Source organism: Thiohalophilus sp. (assembly GCF_034521165.1).
GTDB lineage: Bacteria > Pseudomonadota > Gammaproteobacteria > UBA6429 > Thiohalophilaceae > Thiohalophilus.
Genome location: NZ_JAXHMV010000011.1, coordinates 54,703 through 74,279, shown reverse-complemented (window position 1 = coordinate 74,279; position 19,577 = coordinate 54,703). Strand labels below are relative to the sequence as shown.

The window sequence follows — 19,577 nt, the reverse complement described above, 5'->3', positions numbered from 1 at the left end:
TTGTATAAGCAATATTTTTTACACCTGTATAGACATTTTTCTGTTTTTTGCGTAAAGAAAAATAAGAACTTGAAATAGTACCGCGACAGTTGACACCCTCGTCTGCGTGACGACAGCAACTATCAAAAAGATAACAGCAAAACGACTAATGAAAGATATGAGAGTAATCTTATTGGCCAGAAACATGTAACCAAAAACGGACAGCATGGCAACCAACAAATAAGTGAACTTATTTATATTACCAAATAGCGTAATTTCTTGGTTCGGAAGAATATAAATTTCGTCCCTCATAAACGAAATGTCAGATGTGATTGTAATTCCATACACTATTATCAGTACAGAAGTCCAAAATAATAAATTATATGTTATATAAATAGCTCTTTCTTTAATATGCGAGTTAGCTATCGCAATTCCTAAAAGAACAATCAATAAAAGACCCGAATTTACATACCCATGAACAAAAAATACCGGGACAGCGGGAAGCGCCATAAGAAAGAATTCAGGGACATAACGGATAGTGTCTTTACATGCCAAGACAACCGTGGTGAAGAGGAGAATAAAAATCACCGACAATAACTTGGAAAGATTTAAATCATAGACAACATAAAAATAATTTATACTTTGTGAAAGTATAATAGACACAAGAATAACAGTTAGTATATTAGATACGGAGAGAATTTCTCTTGCTGATAATCTACGCATTCTGTATTTATTTCTCATCCAATGGGGTCGGGATTATAGTCAAGGATTATTCGGAATTATTACTATATTTATAATAACTTAACCATGTGCTTCCTATTTCCTGTATTTCCTGTTTATCATTTGATGATAAAGCCTCTATGCTCTTATTGTTTAGATTTTTTATCGCATCGACATTCCCATGTACGAGCCACTTTTTTTCACCAACATCTTCCACCAGCATCGGTAGTTCCAGGTATTTAAAGATTTCTGCTAACACAGAATCCGGATCTCTTGTCAGATCTTCATATTTCACCTCAAGCACTTGCCCACCTTGATTATTAAGCGTATAAACCGCCTCTAGCGTTTCTACCCATTGCCTTGCACACAAGGAAATGGGATATGCCTGTTTATACTCCGTATTGTTCCATTTAGCAGGGCTGGCTTTCCTTCGTATACCTTCACTGACAGCATAACCATTACGAACTAGGTGAATAAACTTTGGTTTATTAAAATATTTTTCATAGAAAGGGGCATGTACTACATTGACAATAGATTTTTCAAGTACACAGGGTGCGGATGGCTTGTCGACAAGCCATGACCACTGAGATCTCAGACGCCTGGCACCATGCTCAGAGTAATCTGAATCATGTCGTATTTGATCGACACATTTCCACCACATACGTGTCCATCCATACTTTTCAGGCCGGACAATCACATCTGTAAATGCAACGCCCTCGGCCGGCATGGTTGCAATATCTGGATGCGCCTGCATCAAGCGCTGCAGTAGCGTCGTGCCCGAGTTATAGCAGCCGATGACGAAAACCCATTGCTTGTCATTCAGTGATTGACCAATCCTTCCTAAAATCAGCTTTCCTGCACGCGTACGCGCGAATCGGTTTAGCAATTTAATTCTCAAATCATGGATTCTGCTCATCGACTACGTTCTCAAAAGATTTATTTCTGTTTAGGGTAATAGGCATCCCATCAACCATATCTTCTCTTCTTAGACATGGCCGAGTGAATTTTCTCCATACCGGTATATAATGGTGCTCCTTTCACACGCGCTCTGAACGTTTCCATGGTCATCGCAGGTGAAACAGCAATACGTGGAACCGCATACCGGCCTGTATCCACACGCACAGTTCCGGTAAGCAGTGTGCAGGCACCATCAAAAGCCGCATCCCTGACAGCGTCAGCAGCTGCCGGATTAAACGCCCCCTTACCTCCAAAGGGATAGGCAAACCACCTGGGAGACTGGCCAGAGATCGTCGCAAGCCTGTCCTTACCTCGCAAGAGTTCCGTAGCCAGCTCATCGGGTTGGCAGAGTGCCAAATTGGGGTGGCTTGCCGTATGTCCGCCGAGATCGACACCACCCCTCGCCACTGCGGCCGCGATTTCCTCCGCCCTGGCAAAGCTATTTGACGGAATATCAAGCTGTCGGGAGATTGCCAGCCTCAAATCGGCAGCAATCTCGTCTCGTTTCTCTGGACCGGAAGACTTCAGGATCGTTCTCAACGTGGTGTTAAGCCATTGTCGTTGCGGTGTGATATTGGGGTCATAGACACCAGCAACCGTGTTGGATTGCAACGTACAGGTCACGGCACTGCGCCAGTGCCGAGATCAATAAGATCCCACCAGGGCAGTAGTGATGAATTATCCACAAAGTCGGTCGCCACAAACCAGGTCATCGGTATTCCGTAGCGCTTCATGATCGGGATCGCCACATCAATATTATCAAAATAGCCGTCATCGAACGTAACTGCCACACGGATGTCACCGGGATTCCCTGGGGATTCAAGTAAGTTAGTCAGGCTAACAACGTTAGCCACTTCAGATAACCAGCGCATTTGCGCTTCAAAAACAGCAGAATCTAGCGACCGTTGTGGGCCCAGCCAGCCGCGGGGAGACCTTCCGATGTCACGAATACTGTGATAACACAGGATGATATCGTGACCACGAAATCTGCCGATGCTCGACGCATAAAGGGCACATGCTTTATTGGTCAACTCAACCAACGTGTTCACTGCAGTACCTCACTAAAGAATTTCTCGAGCATCTTACCACGAGACAAAATGGACTGATTTTTTTCAAAACTCTCAAGCACTGATCGCCCCAGGGCTGCTCGCTCTCCTTCATTATCTGCAAGACGACCAACCAGACCTGCTAGTTCCGTTGTATTACCGGTTTCATAAAATGCCGCTTCCTTCCCATCCACAAAGAGATCAGGGAATGGCCCCCAGCGGTTAAGGGCTATCGGTAGGCCATGCGCAGCCGCCTCCAACAGCACCAGTGGAAACGAGTCCAGCGTCGAGTGATAAACAAAAATATCTGCCGTCTCATAATAACGAGCCACATCATTTTGCTGCCCATGTACGGTAATTGGTGATATTATCCGGCATTTGTAGTCCGGTGATAACATTCTGCAGTCTTTTCAACTGCAACCCACCACCAACAATATCCAGATGCATCCGTGTCTCAGGCCTGTCCTGGCTTGCCTTTTTCATAGCCTCGGCAATAATGATGGCGCCATCCGCCTTTTCCGTATAGTTCATGTTTGCGATAGTCAAAACGCTGAAAACGTCCTGTTTCTGACGATAATCCGATTTTGTTGCATAATCTCCTAGCAATACGGGAGGGGCAATAGCAAGTCGCGTATTGGGTCCCAGCATCGGTCTCACACGGTCGGCAAGATAATCACTCACAACAATCGCGCCATCCGCATGCTTCAACATAAAACGCGATCCAAAAGCTCCTGCCGCGCTACGTAGAAAGAAAACAGACTTTTCGTTCTTAAAAGACTTGTCTGAACAGAGTGCCTGACAGAGACGGTATCACCACCGAATCCTGATTACAATCCGGACCTTCGGAAGACTCGAGTGAAAAGAAACCAGACGAGATTACGGAGATCGCCGCCTATCAGAACCATCACATCATGCTCTGGATTTGTTAAAATATGCCAAATGCCATAAAAAAAAGAAACGATAGCATTAGATCGTTCCGCATAGCTATACACATCCACCCCAACCTCTCGCAAGGGCTTCATCACGAACCGATATCTCCGCCGCCTGTCTAAGCTTGCAATTAATAATATATGCGCAACTAAATATCCAATTTGACTTAAAATAACACAGTGCCAAAAATATTATTAGCGCCCACCTATGACATTTGTGATATCATTTACAAGCTTTTCATTAATTACTACCGAGCCATTTTTCGTATTCTTTTTTCGACATCTGAAAGCATTTTATTCTTTTCCAACGGCATCCATGCACAAGGAAATAGCGCTATTAACAGCCTTAGAAAATTTATTGACACTATAATCAGTCATGAAGCCAGTAACATTATTAGTAATGCATAACGCAGCTAACACCATGGCCGATATGTAGAAACAAACAATCAAGCCTGCTTTCATATATTCAACGATCTCTACCGGATACGCATATCTATAATTCGGAATCCAGTAATCCAAAAGACATAAACCGATGTCAGAACGGGACAGGATGTCCTGAACATCAGAGTGTGGTATATCACCATAGATTCTAAGCTTGGCATTTCCAGATTTTCTCAGCTTCGCCTGAAGTTTCTTTGATATCTGCTCAAGAGACTTGTCATACTCGACCAATAAGATGAAGAACCACCTTCGGTCCTTCATACGCTCATCCATGAAAGGATTAAATCTGCTCCTCTGTTGTTTTTATTAAGCCAGCATATACAACATTTATGAGTAGACTAGTATCCAACAATGAGTCACTCGAATAAATATCCATTTTTCTCATCAAGATATCCAGGCTCAGTAGGAATCAGCCGGCACTCCAGAGGAGGTTCTGGCAATATTCGAAAAAACAGAAGGGTGCAGAGCAAGAACCCATGCATCACATTTCTTGAGAATAAGCATCTACCTGAGAGCATCCACGCCATAGAAGGGAGTATGGCTTTAGAAAGACCCTTTCCAGACCAGCGCAACGAGGGGGTGATCCCATAAGTCATAAACCCATTTACAACCTGTAATCATTTTAACACGATACCCAATAAAAGCTTGATATATTGAATATTGCGTGTGCACGTAGAAAGCACAGCCACTGGACAGTAATCTTTTACCAACAACAATAGCCCTTCCATGCATATATCTACGCCTGTTCACGATGTGTGACTCCGCGATATAACACTAAGAGATTCAGGAATCGGCCTGCAGGATAATCACTATCACAGAGAATTTTTTAGACAAGGCCACCACTCGTTGATACTGTGGAATCGCATCTCTATTTGCAAGTAGAGTTAACGACGAAAATTACGAATTGTTTATGAGTATTAATTTTATTAGACATATTTCACAATGATGAGCATGGAAAAATTAAACAATATACCATTATTGATTATCTGGCGGGTACTACTACCACGAAACACAATACAACACAAAATATCACAATCAAACACTACCCGAAAAGTAGAGACTGTGCTTAATAACATGGGGTATGCTATACGATATTATAACACTGACATATGCATCCACCCTTAGCGCTTCTCTTCTAATTATAGATTGTTAATCTACTCTCGAATCCACGGTTCATTCACCCTCAGCTTCTGACACATCTATGAACCGAAGCTATATTCACTACCCCCCCCTTTTTTATTCCATCACAGAAAATCTGTAAGCAATGCAACCGTACATTTACGCAAATAATATTTGGCATTTTTAATAGAATAAAACATAAGCTTATTTTTAACACACTGCAAATAATAGATTAATAATAGAATTTTTAATGCGAAATAACCGAGTTACCGTACATTAAGTTAGACCTGTGATGCCTGGTTCGTGCCTTACCACATCAAGAATTTTTTGATGCTTAATTACCAACTCTGAAAGGTTGCACACGACCCATACACTGTTCTTCCAGATAAAATAATCTCGACACCGTCTATGGCTGAGAAATCCAGTGTTAAAATTGAACGCTTCTGTGCTACATCGTTTATACCAACCCTTCGCAAGAAAGAATCATATATACGTTTAGTTATATAGCATGTTATATAGTAAGTATTTTTGAAGTACTTACCGTCACTTAAAAGCAATTGTATTAAATCAGATTTTGACCAAACTATTTTTCCTGATATTTTTGTTGTCTGAAACAATTCCTTTGTCAGCATATAAATGTAATTTTTATTAGAAATCGGGAACTTCTGATTTTTCCGCTCATACTTATCGGCGATCGCCCTGTAGTCGTTTATAACAGAATTTGTGACCACCATCGGATTTTTGATAGACACATAATCAAGTGTTTGCGCGACCTGTTTTGTGCCGGAATAATAGCTTATGTTATCATTTTTACGCAACCGCGTATTTCTACCATTACTAGTACTTGATGATACTGTGATAGTATAAGCATTACCGCAAACCCTGATCTCTCATCAACGATTGCCAGGATTTTCAATGCAGACACGAGATTGGGACTAATACGCTCATAAAAATCAGATTTTGTTTCTCTTTTTTAATATCTGAGACAAGGTTGGCCGATACGACACTGGACAGCCCTCTGGGCAAGAGTGACCAACTCCCCATAATGTCCTTTGTCATTGAATGCAAAAGCCGTTCAGAATCAACTGAGTAATCGTCTTCTGGAAAATGCTGTAATATTTTTGGTGGATCAATGTCATCCTTCGCATAATCTGTCTTCCATACCAAAACCTCACTGCCCGAATTCAAAACTTTTTCTTTAACTCAGTCAACGCGTTGGGATAAAAAACCATTTTATCTTCGAGGACCGTAATATATTTTCCTGTCGAATGTTCCAGGGCGTAATTCCAGTTATCAACCATATCCAAGCCACCCGTTCTTAAATACTTGATTCTTTTATCATCCTTGAATTGGTCAACAACCATTTCCGTTTCATGGCCATCATCATTATCACAGACAACGACCTCACAATCGTCAAAGTCCTGTTGCAGAACACTTCCGATAGCAAAAACCTCACCAGGCGTGAACGGTTTTGTGGGTATAAGGATCGAAAAGAAAGGCGTTTTAGTCATAATGTTCCAATATACTCAGGGTTAAATTTCATAGCCGAGGCGGAACATTGTTTCCCCGCATATGCGCTCAAAGGCTTTTTTCTGTTCCTCACTCCAGTCTTTCCAGGCCGGGAATTTGTATGATGACGTGGCATTTTTAGATTTTTTATTTACTAACGAAACCCATGTTTCATAAGACATGTCAACGCCAACATTCCTCGCGAAATGTTCCGTGAAATAATCATAGTCCGAGGTTATGCCTTCTAATTTCAACCAATGACTCTCCGGTATATATTGCATAAGAAACTCATTGGTTTCTCGCCAGGACCAGCAGATTTTTTCAAAACGAGACATTTTTTCCCAGTCATCACTATATTCATCTCCGGGCAGCGGCTTAATAGCGTATGCGCCTTTTGAGGAAGGACCATAAAATTTCGGCCATCCCATAACAGAGCGAACAACTCCACGCCCATCACGGACCATTAGCATCAATGTCTGGCTTCCGGAAATATTTTTTATCGCCGGCACCTGATAACGGATCGTTCCATTAACCTCACCGTAAAACGGCCTGAATGGATCAGCCATCCATCTTCTATAAACTTCCAGGGATCGAAATTCCCGCCAGTATTGTTCGGCAAGATTTTTATCCCTGCGCAGGGTATCCATTGTCGCAACATCTTCACTGAAATTTGGCTCATGAAAGACTTTTGCTACTTCGGATTTATCCAACAAATCTGAAATCAGTTGTGTTCCTGATCGACCACTACCCACAACAAACACAAGATTTTTCTGATTATCTCGAAGAAAATTTCTCGCCTTCACTTTTTCTTGTGCTGAGCTTAGCATGCTGCGTAACGACCACGCTCTCCCCCAGGAAAAACGGGCATACTGTCTCATATTCCTTCTTATTTTTGTGTAAATATTCCTCATGAATCACTTGTGTCGCTGTTTGTATATTAATTATTCCGAAACTCGTTTCAAGTACCCATCCGGCGCAACACTAATCAATAATTTATTATCGATTTGCTTATCAACTGTAAACTCTGGGTGAGATTTCAGATATTCCCACACTGCGGTTTTTGGGTTATTTCCCGGCCCCCATGGTCTATCAGGGAACATATCGGCTGGCAGGTCCTCGATAATCGTATCAAATACCACGCAGTAACTATCGGCACTGGTCAGTGGCGCGTATGCCTTGAGCTCTTCCAGGACATGGGCGTGGGTGTGATTGGAATCCAGAAACACCATTACCTTGCTATATCCGGATGCTATTTTCTTAACCTGTTGCACAGTTTCGGGGGCAATACTTGATGCTTCTATCATTTCTATTCGCGAGGTCATGGGATGTGCTTCGATCGCCTCGCGGTTGTGTTGACGAATGTCGATATCTGATACCCAATACTTTGCGTCGTGATTCACTGGGGTTAAGGGTGGTTTCGTTTTCTATGGCATCGCACATATCGAGCATCGCTAACATTGAGGCACTAAAAATAAGTGAACCTCCGTGGGCAATGCCAGTTTCGATGATGAGATCGGGCTTGATTTGCCAAATAAGTTCTTGCATGGTCCAAGTGTCATTAGGGAATTGGATGACAGGACGACCTAACCAAGAAAAATTATATGTATACTTATATTTAGCTGTTCTTACCATAAAATCTTTTGCTAAATTCCAGCAAGTTATTTCTAATACAACAATATTTTTCACTTTCTGAATTTCAAATTCACTCATAGAATCTCACCTCTCTATATTACGACTACCGTACGACTTATTAAATGCAGCATAATCAATCACCATTTCGATATATTCGCGCCCAACAATTTCATCACTAGCTGACTCGCTCGTATAGTTTATATCACCGGTATCCAAGGACTCTTCATAAAGAGTTATACGATTGCACTCTGTAAACCCAACCGATTTATGCAATTTGATGGTTGGCGTATTATTTGCGAAAACATGAAGATTAACTTTCTTGACACCATGCTCAAAAAGCCAATTAAGCAATGCTATCTCACTAAAGTAAATCAGCTTAGGTGCTCCCTTCTCACCACGTATTAGATTATCAAGCTCACATTTTTCATTTGTTATATTGGCAACACCAAAATTACCGACTAAATTTCTTTCCCCATCCAAAATCATGAACAATAAGTTACTTGGAGACGGAATAACAACACTCTCAAGCCAATAGCTTGTTCTTTCAGTCGTAGCATTAAATTGCGTCAAGAAAAAACGCATAAATTTATTACGCCATCTTGTAAGGCTTTCTACAACTTTATTATCTTTATTATCTCCTTCAACAATTAAAGAAAGAAATCCAATATTATTTAAATCAAAATCTAATATTTCTATTTCCAATCTATCGTTTTTTTCTAATTTTATACCTAGCACATACTCTTTAGTGAGCATTATACTTCCTCAATAATTTACGTAAGCGCACTAACAATACGCACAATAGTTGCTATTTCATTAAATGTTAAATCATGATAACTAGGTAGATTGATCGCCCTTTGTGGAATTGACCATGAATTTACATTTTGTCGAACCGAATCAAATATATCCAAACTCGACAACGGCCAAAAAAACACCCGAGCATCGGCATTTTGATCAGCAAATACCTTTTGTAATTTTTCTCGTGTTATTCCAATTGATTCATCGAATACAACGGATGGCATCCAAGCACCATTAATGGTTCCTTCAGGTTCTGGGTTCATGGATATTCCCTCCAAACCTAGCAATCCCTTTTTACAGGTTGCCAAATATTTCCCGCTTACGACTAACTAGCTCGTCAATCCGTTCCCATCTGCCCACAACCAATTGCCGCCTGTACATTTGATATCTTATATTTAAACCCAACCATATCCGGCCAGAACTGTTTAGTCTGGCTACGCGCTCGGCCATGGTTGCTGAGCGTCAGAACACGTTCATATAGTTCAGCATCACTGGTAACAAACATGCCGCCTTCACCAGTAGTAAGCGTCTTTGTCCCATGAAAAGAAAACGCACTAAACTTCCCCATGGAACCAGCACGCTTTCCATGTAGACAGAGCCGATTGCTTCGGCGGCATCCTCAATGACTGGAATACCATGCTTCTCCCCAATCGCGAGTAAGACGATCCATATCCACAAGTTTCCATACAGATGAACGGCAACGATAGCTTTGGTGTGTGAAGTTATTGCCGCCTCGGCTTTTCCCGGGTCGATGCACCATGAATCTTCCAGGATATCTACAAAAACTGGTGTTGCACCTAAATGAACAATAGGTGAAGCGGTTGCAATCCAATTGGTGTCAGCAAGAATAACTTCGTCGCCATTGCCGATACCAAGCGCTGCCATGCCCATATGCAGGGCACCAGTGCAACTTGAAGTTGCAATTGCATACTCTGCACCAGAGATGCTTTTAAATGCATCTTCAAATCGATTAATATATTCATAACAATGTTCACCCCAACCATTCCTTGCTGCGTCTGTCGCATATGCCACTTCCAGCTCGGTAATTGATGGCTTGGTATAAGGAATACGTGGTTTCATTTCAACTCCAGCGAGGGTATTACAGTAACAAATTTGCCACCCCACTTCGAGATCTCCGCCCACTGTTCCCTGACCTCTGCTGCAATGTTCCAGGGCAGGATCAGAACGGTTAATCCGGGCGTGTGGCCAGCACCTCATCTGGCAACAGGATCGGTATCCGGCTGCCGGGCATATACTTGCCCTGTTTGGCGGGATTCTTGTCCGCCACCATTCGGATCAAGTCAGATCGCACGCCTGCGAAGTTGAGCAGTGTGTTGCCTTTGGCGGCAGCCCCATAAGCTGCAACACGCTTACCCTCTCGCCTGGCCTGGATCAAAAAACTCAGCAAATCGTCCTTGACCGCCTCGGCGCGGGGCTGAAAATCAGCATAGAATGCCAGAGTCCGCATTCCCGCCTCTTCCTCCCGTTTCCTCAGGTTACCGACTGCCGATGTCGCGGGCTGTGTCCCGGTGTCACTGCGTTGGGCGAATACCCGCAGACTGCCACCATGGGTGGGTCAGCTCTTCGATATCGAACACGCCGAGGCCATTGGCTTCGAAGATTTGTTCCACGGCAGTTAGAGAGAGATAAGAAAAGTGTTCATGATAGATGGTATCGAACTGGTTTTCCTCCACCAGTTTTAACAGATGAGGAAACTCGAAAGTCGCCACGCCATGGGGTTTCAATAATCGGGCGAACCCGCTGAACGAAATCATTGATATCGGGTACATGGGCCAAGACGTTATTAGCGATCGTAAGGTCTGCCTGTCTGTTCCTGCTCCTGCCAGTTTATTCGCCAGCTCGACGCCAAAGAATTCCTCGATCGTGTTGATATCCCGGTCCTTTGCGGCCGCTGCCGTGCTCGCAGTTGGCTCGATGCCAAGACGCGGAATGTCCCGTCTTAAAATGCGCCAGCACAGTCCCGTCATTGGAGGCCACTTCGACCACGCGACTATTCGGCCCCGAGTTGAAAGCGATCGATCATCGCCCCGGCATACTGTCTGGTATGGGCGACCCAGCCGGCGGAGATGCCGCTGAAATAGGCGTATTCGGCGTCAAACAGCTCATCGGCAGCGGCAAAATCTTCCGTCTGTACCAGCCAGCACTGCTCGCACACCATAACCCGCAACGGGTACCAGACCTCGGGCTCGTTAAGCTGGTCTGGCTTCGAGGTAGGCATTGGAAGGCGGCGCCGCGCCCAGATCAATAAAAGTATGGGTCAGGGGATTGTTGGCAATGCCGGCAATTCAAATCTTCACTCCTTTAAATTCATTACTGATCAGGGGATGGGAAGCGTCCCGATCCGAAAGCTCGCTAATGGGTTGCGGCCAGTTGATCAACAGTCGGGGATCCTCCGGGTGCAAACCACCCTCGGCATCCGGCGCATAACTGGCGGTATGGCAATAGAGCATCTCGACATCGGCAGGTCAGGGCCTGGAAACCATGCGCAAATCCTTCAGGGATCAGCAGTGCGCGCTGGTTGTCCGGACTCAGCTCTTCGCCATGCCAGGCCAGGAACGTGGGCGAGTCCGGGCGCAGATCGATCGCCACATCCCAGACGGCGCCGCGCAGACAGGTAACGAGCTTCATCTCTGCATGGGGCGGAGACTGGAAATGCATGCCCCGGACGGTACCCCGTCGATGGGTGTAGGTATGGTTAATCTGGGCAATGGGGCGCACCCAGCCTGCTTCAGCGAGCTCTTCGGCACAGAACAGGCGATCCATGAAGCCACGGTGATCGCCGATTCGCTGGCGCTGAATCAACCTTAACCCCGGCAATGGGGTGTCGCTGTATTGCAGGCGGCTCATGACGAAACCTGCTCCTCGCAGGCTGTTTCGTAAGCCTCGATATCCGCCATACACAAGTCTCGGGCTGATTCACCCGCCAGTTGTCGCTGATACCAGCTCATGGTGCGGTTTACGGCCTGTTCCAATGTCCAGCGTGGTTGGACACCCAGAATGGTACGGGCCTTGGCGATTTCCAACGCCAGCCATCCGGCTTCGTGAGGTCCCTCGCTTCCTTCACCCAATGCCACTTCCCCACCGCCAAAGGCCATACGTGCCAGATTAATCACCTCTGCGACTGTGGCTGCTTCATGGGTCTGTGGTCCGAAGTTGTAAGCCCCGGCGAATTCAGGTTGCTGATGAAGCTGTTGCGCAAGCCGCAGATAACCGGCCAGCGGGTTCGAGAACATGTTGCCAGGGTCGAATCGCGTCAGGTCTGCGGATTTCAAAGTTCGACCACTGCTCCAGGCACGCACCGCATCGGGTAATAAACGATCTTCGGCCCAGTCGCCACCGCCGATAACATTGCCGGCCCGCGCCGATGCCACGGCAATACCTTGTTGGCTCAGAAACGCATCCCGGTAGCTGCTGATCACCAGTTCCGACGCGGCCTTGCTGGCACTGTAAGGGTCGTGCCCTCCCAGATGATCTGACTCACGATAAGGAAACGGGTGTTCCAGATTCCGATAGACTTTGTCGGTAGTGATGGACACTACAACACGAACATTATTCAATCCACGAACGGCATCCAGAACATGCGCTGTTCCCTGTACATTCGTCGCAAAGGTCGCCAACGGATCCTGATAGCTGGCACGTACAAGGGGTTGCGCAGCCAGATGAAAAACGATTTCGGGATCTAGCATCCCGAATAAGCCCGGCTGTTTTATTCGCATCACGAATATCGCATTCGTGGCTCCGGGTAGAGTCGCCCACCGCTGCCATGCTGTACAGGTTGGGATCGGACTCTGGCGGCAAAGACAAACCGGTGACTGTCGCACCCAGACGATCCAGCCATAATGCCAGCCAGCCCCCCTTGAATCCGGTATGCCCGGTCAACAGGACACGCTTGCCCTGCCAAAAAGACGATAATGGTTTCATTCCCAGATCTTCCACGGCGCGGTATCCGAATCCCAAAGTGATTCGAGGTGGTTCTTATCGCGCATAGTATCCATCGGCTGCCAGAAACCGTCGTGTTCAAAAGCTTCCAGTTCACCAGCTTCTGCAATGTTTTCGAGCGGCGTAGATTCCCAGGATGTTTGATCCCCTTCGATATAGTTCAACACGTTGGGATTGAGCACAAAGAAACCACCGTTTATCCATGCCCCGTCACCCGGCGGCTTTTTCCTGAAAACCTTTTACTATATCGCCCGATCACGTACGAGAGCACCGTAACGCCCGGGTGGTTGAACAGCTGTAACAGTGGCAGTTTTACCATGTGCCTGGTGATAGGCAATCGATTTTGTGATATCTACATCAGCCACGCCATCGCCGTAGGTAAAACAAAAGGATTTTTCATTGCGCACATAATCGGCGACGCGCTTCAGACGCCCGCCGGTCAGAGTCTCTTCTCCCGTATCGACCAGCGTGACACGCCATGGTTCAGCATTTTTCTGATGGACTTCCATGTGGTTATGCTCCATATCGAAAGTGACATCCGACATATGAAGAAAATAATTGGCAAAATATTCTTTTATAATGTATCCCTTATAGCCACAGCAGATTACAAAATCATTGACGCCGTGGGCTGAATATAATTTCATGATATGCCAGAGAATTGGTTTACCACCAATTTCAATCATCGGTTTTGGCTTTAGATGGGTCTCTTCGGAGATACGGGTTCCCAGACCACCGGCAAGAATTACAGCTTTCATTTATCTGATTACTCTTTCAAGATTTTGAAATTGTTTATTAGAGGCCACCAGTTCAGCATACGTGCCCTGCCCGGCAACCTGCCCTTTATCCAGCATATAAATACGATCGCGCTCACGGACTGTGCTGAGCCTGTGCGCAATAAGTATTATGGTTTTTTTATGCGCGAAGGTTATGCACTGCCTCCATAACGGCTTGCTCGGTCAGGTTATCCAGAGCACTGGTGGCCTCGTCAAATACCAGAATATGCGGATCATGATAAAGTGCTCTGGCAATGCCAATTCGCTGACGCTGACCGCCTGAAAGGCGAACACCGCGTTCACCAACCAGGGTACCATAGCCGTTCGGCATTTCCTGCATAATGAAGTCGTGCACCTGTGCCATACGTGCGCAGTTTTCGACCTGTTGACTGTCGATCTGATTAGCCGGCACGCCCAGTGCAATATTTTCCCTCACCGTGGTGTCGGTAAGAAAAATATCCTGCGGTACATAACCCAGTATTTGCTGCCAGGCACGCAGGTTGTTATCGGTAACCGGTTTGCCATCAACAATAATGCATCCCTGTGTCGGGCGAAGCAGCCCGAGAAGCACATCAACCAGCGTAGTTTTGCCGGCCCCTGTTGTGCCAACCAATCCTACAGATGTACCAACCGGTATTTCCAGATTGATTTCTATTAAGGCCGGTTCTTTGGCATTCGGATAGGTGTAATGTACATCCTGCAAGGCAACAAGTTGTTCTGGCTGTAAAGGGTTTGGTTCACTACTATAAATTTCAGCAAGCGCATGACGTTGTTTCATCTCGTCGTACAGACTGTCGAGCGCGCCTGCACCGTAACGAAGCTTGGCAAAACCGGTGTATATTTTTTGTGCCGCCGGCTTCATACGCAATCCGGCAAAGGCATAAAGTCCCAGTATCGGCAAAATTTTTCCCAGCTGCCCCCGGCTACGCCGTTATGACTGGCAAGCAAGACAAGGGTTAAAACAATAATGCCACCGAAACGCAACAGCCTCTACCAGAAAATTAGGTATCTGCGAGAGCGTTTGGGTGATTGCCTGGTATCGGGCAAAACGGCTTGAAGGAGACCGATAGCGCGATAGATAGGCCCCTTCCCGGCCCAGCAGTTTGATATCCTTGATTCCGCTCAATGCTTCGCCTGCCGCAGTGAAACGTACCTGGTTGACGCGTACGCGATCACGCCCATCCGACCTAATACGCCTCGGACAGCAAAATAAATCAATGCATACAGTCCCCCAAGGACACCAACAATTATCAGGGCAATCACAGGGTCAACAATCACCAGCAAGTATTATCATGCCGACCAGAACAACCGTATAGGCAAACAGTTCCATTGCGGGACGGAACACATTGTTAATCAGCTGATCTGTTTCGGACAGTATATTTTTTGCCATGTCACTGCTATGGCGATTGAGAAAAAAAGCATACGGCTGGCGAAGATAGGTCTCCAGCAACCGGAGGCTGATACTGTGACGTCGCATTTCAATAAACCTGTTCATTGCATAAAGGGTCAATGCTTTAAATATCGCGGACGCCAGTATCAATCCGAATGCAAATAAACCCAATGCCAGAAGAAAGTCATCAACAGATGTAAAGCCTAATGTATTGTAGGCTGAGGCGAGAATAGCATTACTGTGTACCACTTCCGGATTACCTACAACGCTTAAAAACGGCATCACCGAGGCCACACCGGCCACTTCCAGTGCAGCCATAATTGTAACCATGGCGACAATCAGTATGCCGCGGCGCTTTTCCTGGCGATCCAGTAAAGAGAGTATTTTACGCAGCATATTCGGTTACACATGGCCAGCAAATGAAGAACTCCTTCGCTGGAGCAGTCGAGTTTAAAATTACGGGCCAGATCATTCTAACAGCCTCTCGTACCTTTGACGCCATTGTGACGGGTATCCACCGTCGAAGCGCCGTTCCAATTCCTCTACCATGGGGAGAAAGTGTTTTGCCATATCGCGTTCAATATCCGCGGGGATGCTTCTCCCTCCGGTATCCCTCTGCCCAACACGTTTACTTACAGTTTCGTCAGTAACCTTTTCATCGACACCCTTGAGGCCAATAAAATCAAGCAGCTTTTCCAGTAATACCGAAGGATGATCACTTATTTCGTCGTAAAACAGGTAACAAATTTGCTCGCGCTCAAAAACTGACTCCCAAATATCCATGGTAGTGAGATAATCCGAACGACGTAGCACTTCGCTGCTAGATATGACTTTCCTGATCTCGTCCTTGTATTGCTCGTACTCACCGATCCGACGGTGCAGACCAAGATTCATCACAGTTTGTGACCAGGCCCGCGCGACAGGATCCCGCATTTGATAAATAATCTTCATTTCTGGATTGATCGAACGCACCTCCCGAACCTCCTGTAACGTAAGCGTTGCATAAGCGGGGGTCAATTCACCGGCAATGTGACTTTGTTCATCCTCAAAGAGACTGCTATACCAACTATGCGTCCTCGGTAGAAGAAAATATCTCGCCCCCCACTTCAGGAGCCAGGCCGCGTTTTCCCGGTTGACGCCTTCCTTGTTCTGAAAAAATTCCAGATATCTGCGCATGTGCAGTAGCATGCGCCGGAGTCGAATCCAGTGAAACACAGGGTAAGCCCGCTGAATGTCGAAATAATGGATTTCCTTTACTGGTGGAACGAACAGGTTTGACTGTCGTTTCAGGCGATGATAAAGCCAGGTCGTACCGGATCGCGCCGCACCGATCACGAGGAAGTCCGGTTTTCCATAACCTTGAATGTTATGTATTTCCGGCATATCTGTATTTTGAATTCTGTCTGAAGCCATTAGGACACCTTTAACCTTTTGCTTCCTTGTCACCCGGCCAGTACCTCCGGGCCGTATCCTCTTCCGGTTTTTCAAGGAGCCGATTCTCCTCGAGAAATCCGGCGACTTCTTCCGCTGTCATACAGGTCTCCACTGCCGAGATATAGGGATTGGTTACGGCTTCGGAGACTATATTTTCATAGTCATAAGCAATATCCTGGTAGATCCCGCGAAACGCCGGCAATACAGCGAAGTAATTTGTCAACTCGACCGAGCGGCGGGTCTCTTCGTCGCTCATCAACTCTTCATAGAGTTTCTCCCCGGGCTTGGCGCCAATCACCGTGACATCAATGTCCTTGGCTTTGTGACCATAGTGCGGTGCAAGGATCCGGATCATGGCCGTGGCCATGTCCTCGATGCGTACCACCGGCATCTTGGTAATAAAGACTTCACCACCCCGCGCCAGTTCGGCGGAATCAATCACCAGCCGCACGGCCTCTTCGATACTCATCACGAAGCGGGTCATTTCCCGATCTGTCAACGTTATGGGACCCCCTTTGGCGATCTGATTATGAAAAATGGGAATGACCGAACCGTTTGAGCCGAGAACATTACCGAACCGGGTCGAGGCGAATATTGGCCCGTCGTCACGCTTGTGACTGTTGGCCGCGGTCATCAGCCGCTCGCCCATCAGTTTGGAGGTGCCCATGACGTTGGTCGGATTGACCGCCTTGTCGGAGCTGGTAAAGATAACCCGTTCGACCTGATTCTCGGTCGCGGCGGCGATGACATTCTGCACGCCCTGGATATTGGTCTGCACCGCCTGCTCGGGAGAACGCTCACAGAGAATGACATGTTTCAGTGCCGCCGCATGGAACACAATATCGACGCCACGCATACGCCGGCAGAGCTCATCCCGGTCGCGAATATCGGCAACAAAAAATCTGGCCCGGGCATCATCGAGATACTCCTGGTCCAGGAAGAAGAGCTGGCTCTCGTTGTTATCTATCCCGATAACTTCATCCGGCGCATAGTGCTTGTCAGTCAATAGTTGTCGGACCAGTTCGGAACCTACGGTGCCGCAGGCGCCGGTGACGAGGATACGCTTTCTCTGGAGTAAGGAGTAAGGAGTTTTTAGTGAGGAGTTTGGCATTTTGTTTGTTTAGTAAGTAGTTAGCAGTTAGGAGTAAGGAGTTGTGTAAAAATAGTTAAAAAGTTAAAAACAGTCAGGAGTAAGGAGTGAGTAGTCAGGAGTTGAACTACTACTTATCTCCCAGAAAATAATCTACGGTTTTGATCAGGCCGTCTTTTAGTTCGGTGTTTGGTTGCCAGCCGAGTCGGGCTCTGGCTTTGGTGGTGTCGGAGTAATTGCGTTTGACGTCGCCGACGCGGGTTTCGGCGTTGACGACCTTGATGTTTGATACACCCCGTGACTCCATGACGCCGACGAGTTGTTCGGCCATTTCACCCACGGTGGTTTCGCGGCTGGTGGCAATCTGGAAGGTCTCGCCGCCGATATCCTTGACTGTTGCCGCTAGCATGGCTGCCTCGATCAAATCATCAATGTAAATAAAATCGCGGGTCTGGCTGCCATCACCGAAAATCTCCAGAACTTCCCCGTTCAGCGCCCGTCGGATGAACTTGGCGACCACGCTGTTCTTGTGTACAGAGCCTGGACCATAGACATTGCCGAAACGCAGTGCCACCGTGTCGATGCCGAAGCTCTTGCTGTAGGCAGAGCAGTAGCCCTCGCCCGCCAGCTTGCTGGCACCGTAGGGGGAGACCGGATGTGGCGGTAGTTCCTCGTGAATCGGTGGTTCCACTTCGCCGGCCGGTGCACCGCTGGAGGCAAAGACGAAACGGTCTACCTTGTTCTTTCTGGCGGCCTCCAGGTAGTTAAAGGTGCCGATGACGTTGGCATAACAGTCAGAGCGCGGATCCTCTACGGACGGGCCGACGCCGGTGTTGGCGGCCAGGTGAACGATGATGTCGACGTCTTGCGTTATATTCAGGGCCAGGGCTTCGTCCAGGATGTCACCTGTGACCAGTTGCACTGGGGAGTCAGGAGTGAACAGTGAGGAGTTAGGAGTTTTGTTCAGTGAGGCGTTAGGAGTTAGGAGTGAGGAGTTGGGGTCAAGTTCCTCGAACTCACACACCATCGCCAGGTCCTCGCGGGTACCGGTGCTCAGGTTGTCGATGACACGTATCTGATGTCCGCCCTCCTGCTGTAGCTTTGCGATCAGGCTGGTGCCGATGAAGCCGCAGCCGCCTGTTATCAGCCATCTCTTTAGTGAGGAGTCAGGCGTGAGGGGTGAGGGGTTTTTGGTGCTGGGTTGCAATATTTCGGTTCCTTTATTAGGTCCGGTCTGGGCCGGCTGTGCTAATTTCGATTAAGTAAGGAGTTAGGCGTTAGGAGTTAGGAGTTGTTTTGGTTCTCTTGCATTATCATCACTCCCTTGTAAATCTGACAAGATTCGATGTGTGCTACTGACCTAAATCAAGTAAGGAGTTAGGAGTTAGGAGTTAAGTACCTTACTTTTTTAGTGAGCGGATCAGGCCTGAGAGCATTTTGTCTGTTTCATTCAGGCGTTTATCGATTTCGTTGTGTGCTTCTATTTTTATGTAACCGAGTCGCAATGTGATTTCCAGTTGGGTGTCCAGCTCGCTTAGTGAGGCCTGCGCTATGTGCAGGAAGTTTCGGAATTCGTTATTGCCGTTTCGCGCCGAGCCTTCGGCGATGTTGCTCGGGATACTGACTGCGCAACGGCGCATTTGCGATACAAGCCCGAATCGTTCCTCGCCTGGAAAATTGCGTGTGATCCGATAGATTTCCTCAACAATCTCTATTCCCTGTTTCCATACCTTGAGTTTCTTATGCGGCTTATCCATGCCATCCTCCTGATTAATTCCTAACTCCTAACTCCTAACTCCTAAC

Annotated in this window: 15 protein-coding genes and 6 pseudogenes; all 21 read right to left on the bottom strand. The window is 46.7% G+C overall.

Translation table 11 applies throughout. From position 1 onward, the window contains the following. Positions 1-18: 18 nt before the first annotated feature. Entirely contained in the window at positions 19-702 is a 684-nt protein-coding gene (locus U5K34_RS10565; protein ID WP_322568355.1) for a hypothetical protein, read from the bottom strand. A gap of 46 nt (positions 703-748) precedes the next feature. Beyond that, the gene (locus U5K34_RS10560) at positions 749-1,615 is read right to left on the bottom strand and encodes a sulfotransferase (protein WP_322568354.1); all 867 of its coding nucleotides are present in this window, start codon (positions 1,613-1,615) and stop codon (positions 749-751) included. Between the two features lie 50 nt (positions 1,616-1,665). Beyond that, on the bottom strand, positions 1,666-2,280 hold the full coding sequence (locus tag U5K34_RS10555) for a polysaccharide deacetylase family protein (RefSeq protein ID WP_322568353.1): 615 nt from the start codon (positions 2,278-2,280) through the stop codon (positions 1,666-1,668). Next, on the bottom strand, positions 2,277-2,705 hold the full coding sequence (locus U5K34_RS10550; RefSeq protein WP_322568352.1) for a polysaccharide deacetylase family protein: 429 nt from the start codon (positions 2,703-2,705) through the stop codon (positions 2,277-2,279). Before U5K34_RS10550 ends, U5K34_RS10555 begins: the two co-directional genes overlap by 4 nt. Next, a complete protein-coding gene (locus tag U5K34_RS10545) occupies positions 2,702-3,034 on the bottom strand; it encodes a glycosyltransferase (RefSeq protein ID WP_322568351.1) in 333 nt (110 codons plus the stop codon). The genes U5K34_RS10550 and U5K34_RS10545 overlap by 4 nt, the downstream gene beginning before the upstream one ends. Before the next feature lies 1 nt (position 3,035). Next, entirely contained in the window at positions 3,036-3,413 is a 378-nt protein-coding gene (locus U5K34_RS10540) for a hypothetical protein (protein WP_322568350.1), read from the bottom strand. Positions 3,414-3,925: 512 nt separating this feature from the next. After that, on the bottom strand, positions 3,926-4,345 hold the full coding sequence (locus U5K34_RS10535; RefSeq protein ID WP_322568349.1) for a hypothetical protein: 420 nt from the start codon (positions 4,343-4,345) through the stop codon (positions 3,926-3,928). 2,030 nt (positions 4,346-6,375) lie between these two features. Next, positions 6,376-6,702 (bottom strand): glycosyltransferase family A protein, encoded by a 327-nt coding sequence (locus U5K34_RS10530; protein WP_322568348.1) that lies wholly within the window; start codon positions 6,700-6,702, stop codon positions 6,376-6,378. A gap of 21 nt (positions 6,703-6,723) precedes the next feature. Next, positions 6,724-7,578, bottom strand: a complete 855-nt coding sequence (locus tag U5K34_RS10525) for a hypothetical protein (RefSeq protein ID WP_322568347.1) — start codon at positions 7,576-7,578, stop codon at positions 6,724-6,726. Between the two features lie 63 nt (positions 7,579-7,641). Then, positions 7,642-8,410: pseudogene (locus tag U5K34_RS16170) on the bottom strand (cephalosporin hydroxylase family protein). Positions 8,411-8,416: 6 nt separating this feature from the next. Then, on the bottom strand, positions 8,417-9,085 hold the full coding sequence (locus tag U5K34_RS10510) for a GNAT family N-acetyltransferase (protein WP_322568344.1): 669 nt from the start codon (positions 9,083-9,085) through the stop codon (positions 8,417-8,419). Between the two features lie 17 nt (positions 9,086-9,102). Further along, a pseudogene (locus U5K34_RS16165) lies at positions 9,103-10,207 on the bottom strand (DegT/DnrJ/EryC1/StrS family aminotransferase). Further along, positions 10,204-11,437, bottom strand: a pseudogene (locus U5K34_RS16160) (methyltransferase domain-containing protein). Before U5K34_RS16160 ends, U5K34_RS16165 begins: the two co-directional pseudogenes overlap by 4 nt. Beyond that, a pseudogene (locus U5K34_RS10480) lies at positions 11,434-11,995 on the bottom strand (dTDP-4-dehydrorhamnose 3,5-epimerase family protein). The pseudogenes U5K34_RS16160 and U5K34_RS10480 overlap by 4 nt, the downstream one beginning before the upstream one ends. Beyond that, positions 11,992-12,834 (bottom strand): CDP-glucose 4,6-dehydratase, encoded by an 843-nt coding sequence (gene rfbG, locus U5K34_RS10475; RefSeq protein WP_322568338.1) that lies wholly within the window; start codon positions 12,832-12,834, stop codon positions 11,992-11,994. The pseudogene U5K34_RS10480 and the gene rfbG overlap by 4 nt, the downstream one beginning before the upstream one ends. A 231-nt stretch (positions 12,835-13,065) precedes the next feature. Continuing rightward, a pseudogene (rfbF, locus tag U5K34_RS10465) lies at positions 13,066-13,842 on the bottom strand (glucose-1-phosphate cytidylyltransferase). Next, positions 13,843-15,646: pseudogene (locus U5K34_RS16155) on the bottom strand (ABC transporter ATP-binding protein). Positions 15,647-15,718: 72 nt separating this feature from the next. Then, positions 15,719-16,663 carry a sulfotransferase gene (locus U5K34_RS10450; protein WP_322568333.1) on the bottom strand — a complete coding sequence of 315 codons (945 nt, stop codon included), beginning with the start codon at positions 16,661-16,663 and terminating at the stop codon, positions 15,719-15,721. Positions 16,664-16,673: 10 nt separating this feature from the next. After that, on the bottom strand, positions 16,674-17,795 hold the full coding sequence (locus U5K34_RS10445; RefSeq protein WP_322568332.1) for an SDR family NAD(P)-dependent oxidoreductase: 1,122 nt from the start codon (positions 17,793-17,795) through the stop codon (positions 16,674-16,676). A 109-nt stretch (positions 17,796-17,904) separates the two neighbouring features. Further along, the gene (locus U5K34_RS10440) at positions 17,905-18,981 is read right to left on the bottom strand and encodes an NAD-dependent epimerase/dehydratase family protein (RefSeq protein WP_322568331.1); all 1,077 of its coding nucleotides are present in this window, start codon (positions 18,979-18,981) and stop codon (positions 17,905-17,907) included. A 193-nt stretch (positions 18,982-19,174) separates the two neighbouring features. Beyond that, positions 19,175-19,531 (bottom strand): four helix bundle protein, encoded by a 357-nt coding sequence (locus tag U5K34_RS10435; RefSeq protein ID WP_322568330.1) that lies wholly within the window; start codon positions 19,529-19,531, stop codon positions 19,175-19,177. Positions 19,532-19,577: the final 46 nt, after the last annotated feature.